This is a genomic window from Rhodococcus sp. 24CO, assembly GCF_050586165.1.
In the GTDB taxonomy this organism is placed as follows: domain Bacteria; phylum Actinomycetota; class Actinomycetes; order Mycobacteriales; family Mycobacteriaceae; genus Rhodococcus_F.
Genome location: NZ_JAZFNF010000021.1, coordinates 27,625 through 31,410, shown reverse-complemented (window position 1 = coordinate 31,410; position 3,786 = coordinate 27,625). Strand labels below are relative to the sequence as shown.

The 3,786-nt window shown below is 57.9% G+C and carries 4 protein-coding genes; all 4 read right to left on the bottom strand.

All coding sequences use genetic code 11. The features are described 5' to 3' along the window. Window positions 1-713 (bottom strand): IS3 family transposase (locus tag V2B23_RS29115; RefSeq protein WP_430953432.1); only part of this gene is annotated, 713 nt, incomplete at its 3' end. Further along, the gene (locus V2B23_RS29110; protein WP_430953430.1) at window positions 665-970 is read right to left on the bottom strand and encodes a transposase; all 306 of its coding nucleotides are present in this window, start codon (window positions 968-970) and stop codon (window positions 665-667) included. The genes V2B23_RS29115 and V2B23_RS29110, both read right to left, overlap by 49 nt. Before the next feature lie 266 nt (window positions 971-1,236). Continuing rightward, on the bottom strand, window positions 1,237-2,166 hold the full coding sequence (locus V2B23_RS29105) for a ParB/RepB/Spo0J family partition protein (protein WP_430953429.1): 930 nt from the start codon (window positions 2,164-2,166) through the stop codon (window positions 1,237-1,239). Next, a complete protein-coding gene (locus V2B23_RS29100; protein WP_430953428.1) occupies window positions 2,166-2,882 on the bottom strand; it encodes a ParA family protein in 717 nt (238 codons plus the stop codon). The genes V2B23_RS29105 and V2B23_RS29100 overlap by 1 nt, the downstream gene beginning before the upstream one ends. Window positions 2,883-3,786 lie beyond the last annotated feature (904 nt).

Below are 3,786 nucleotides of genomic sequence, written 5' to 3'. Positions count from 1 at the left end.
CAGCATTCTCTCGTCTCCATGCGGTAACGGTCAGGAAATCCGAAAACACCGGCACGAACAGTCTCACTGTCCGAGTGCATGATTGTGCCCGCTACACCGCCGCCGCGCGCTTCGACGGCCATGTCCAAGGCTGCGATGACAAGCTCGGTCCGCATATGGTCCGCCACCGACCATCCCAGAACCTTCTTCGAGTGCTCGTCCTTGATCGCACACAGATACATGTCACCTTCACCGCAGGTCAGGTACGTGATATCGGATGTCCAGACGGCATCGAGCCGGCCTTGATTGAACTGCCGTTGCACCAGGTCGTCCGGGAACGAGGCGAATGGATCGACGACAGTGGTGCGAATCTTGAATGTCCGCGGGCTGATCCCGACGATGCCGAGTGACCGCATGAGTTTGGCGACGGTTTTCTCGGTGATGATCTCTCCGCCGTCGTGGAGTTCGGCGGTGATCCGCGGGGACCCGTACACGCCTTTCGATTCTCTGTGTATGTCGAGGATCTTCACTTCCAGGTCCGCGCGGCGCTGTTTCCGGTCATCCAATCGTGTTCGGACACTGAGTCCTTGATGTTTGTAGAAGCCGGAGGTCGAGACGTTGAGGAGTCGTGCCATCCGGTGGATCGCGAAGTTCGCGTACTCCGCAGCGATCAACGAGTAGCGCTCTACTTTTGTTGATTCGCTGCAAAGTACGCGGACGCTTTTTTCAGGAATGCGATGTCTTTCTCCTGCTCGGAGACTTGCTTGCGCAGCCGAGCAAGCTCGGTGCGTTCGGCGGCAGTCAACGGTTGATCGCCAGACTCTGCGGCAGCATCGATGCGTCGTCGTTCGTCGGCGACCCAGCGGCCGAGCAGGGCTTCGTTGATGCCCAGTTCACGGGAGACCTCGGCGATCGTGCGGCCGGAATCGATCACCCGGTGGGCGGCTTCGATCTTGTACTCGGTCGTAAAAGACCTGCGCGTGCGGGACATGAGGACATCCTCCCAGCGGAACCCTCGGTCCCGCTATCTCGGTGTCCACCATCCGGGGTGAACCTCAGTGTGAGTAGAGCGCACTGGAGTATCCGGAATTGCCGGCGCGATTCAACGTGTCACCACACTACGTCTTCGACCCATCCATCAATGCTCAAGGACGCCGAAATATGCTTGGCTGCATGCGTGTAAGGGCAAATCCCTGCCAGCGGATGGCCACTACACCGGCGAGCAGACGCGAGGGCACCTTCGTAGATCGGGTGCTGTTATTGTCCGAGGGCTTCGCGCAGTGACCGCTGTTCCTCGTCGGTGTAAATCTCACGCAACGCGCTTGCCAGTACTTCCGGATCCACGCCCGCCTTACGCAGCGAGCGCAACGAACGCACAGCCTTCGCCGTAGCAACCGTGGCAACAGTACTGGTGTTTGAAGACTCGGTGACCGGCTCTGCATCCTTGGATTCTTCTTGCGCAGACTGCTTTTCAGCGCGCTCCTGGGCAGCCCGCCAAGCCTTCACCTGACCTTCCAACGGAACTTGCGCCAGGGACCGCGCCAACCTGATGGCGAGCTCTCCCCCACGAAGTTTCTCCTGAAGCTCCGGAGAAAGCTTGAGCAACGCACGCCGCTGCGACACCCACCCCTTGGAGCGCCCGAGACGCTGCGCTGCAGCATCGGCACTACCGCACTCCGCTACAAGCGCGTGAACAGCTTCCGCTTCTTCCAGAACATCGAAATCGCTACGCCCGATATTCTCGATGATCGCGGCTTCGAGAATCGATTCCGAGCTCGTCGCGATGCTGTCGCGGACAACAACATCCATCCCCGAACGGCCGAATTCCTTCGACGCCGCAAGACGCCGATTACCGTTGACGACAATGTAACGTGCTGCACCGATAAGCTTCTCGTCAGCAGGAAAGATCTTCAACCACGTCGCCCTGGTCACCGCGACACCCGGTTGAAGCTGCCGTTCAGCGATCGTCGACAGATCCGACAAGTCACCGATCCGCCGACGCGGATTACGCGGGTTACCGATCAACTCCCCCAACGGAACATCGGCGAACAATTGACCGTCGATGAAGCCATCCGCCGAAGCACTGCCACTCACCGAAGACGGTGCCGGCTTCTTGTCGACGGAAGAATTATCGCCGACGGAACCGGCCAGCGACGCCAAGTCGATCCTGCCGCCCCTGCGCGCCATCAGTGCCCACCAGCTTCCAACTCGAGGCTCAGTTTGTAAAAATCTTCGCGGGCCTGCAGAGAAACGCGATTAGCATCGTATTCGGTCACCACACGGCCGTCCGCGGCCGCACGTGTGTGAACCTTGTAGTGGCGCACCACAGTCCGGGCGAGCGGCCAACCGTGAGCATTGACGAACGCGCGAGTCTGCTCCAGATCAACCTTGCCGTCTCGCGGGTCCCAGTTATTGATGACGACAACGAACTTTTTACCGAGGGGCTCTATAACCTTCTTAATCGTGCGAGCCGTCGGGTCGAAGCACAGCGGCTCGGGTTCGATCGGTACGATGACCAGATCAGCAATTGAGAGAACTGCGCGTAGTGCATCACCGGATGCGCCGGAGCCCAAAGAGTCCGCACCGTCGCCGTTGCTGGAGAAATCGATCCATCCCGGTGTGTCAACGTAGACGTGACTGATACCGGGGAGGTTGTGGAGCTGACTCAGAATTTTTGGATTGTCGTGTGCCTGAGCGATTTTGAAGGGAAGTTCGTTGCCGGAACCTTCGACACGATCGGCCCACCACACTGCCGATCCCTGAGGATCAACCGAGATCGCCGCCACAGGCGATTCGACATCCGCATCACCGGTGAGCGCGTGAGCCTTCACCGCCGCGAGATTCATTGTCAGGGTGGACTTTCCCACTCCACCCTTCTGATTCAAAACCACGTGCACAGCCATATAAAACCTCCGTATGCTTCGCTCCCCTCGGCAGGGAGCTACTTCGGACTTTCGCCGCCGCAACCACTTCGAAGCAGCGGGCGTGTCAAGTTCACTCTACGGGGTCCACTAGTGAATCCGTAAATCGACATGCGGCAATCACCCTAAGCCGCAAAGGGCTTCGAGGCAACAGATGTCGAACGCGCGCGCACGATCCACTTACTGCACGTGGAGGCCAGCTGACCTACCGGTCAACAGTTCTGCACTACCGGCGCAGTCGAACGCGGAAACAATCCGCATGGGCCAACACCAATTATGGCAGCCTTGTTGCCGCAATCTCACAGTGAGAACAAGCCTGATTGCTCACCGGCACAGTAACCATGGGGATTGACCTATCAATCTAATTTTCTATCGACAAGTGCTCTACTGCAGGGTGATTCACGCATTCGACCACGCGTTTCAGCATCGAAGCGCTGAGCCGAAGTTCGCCACACCTGCCCTGGTTCATTGGCAATCCTTCATCAGGGGACATTCCGTCACTGTGACGATATGTTCACCCATTGTCCGTGGTAAACAGTTTCAATACTCATTCTGGCAGCTGGACCTTTATTCCTATCTGGCATCGCACTGCAAAGAGCACCATGATCCACATCTGCAATTACCCACGGCGTACGGTTCAGGTTGCATACATATGAGAGCAAGAGGACGGAGTTCAGCGCTCTCATTTCTCGGGATAGGACGATCTCCGACAATCAGCGCTTTTCTTAGCATCGACTCTGCCGGTTTACCGCGGTAAACGTCTGTGCTATCCATTTCTGAATGGACCGTCGGAACCCGTGGTTTACCGCGGTAAATATCTGTGCTATCCATTTCTGAATGGGCCGTCGGAACCCGTGGTTTACCGCGGTAAACTCCCCCCACTCGG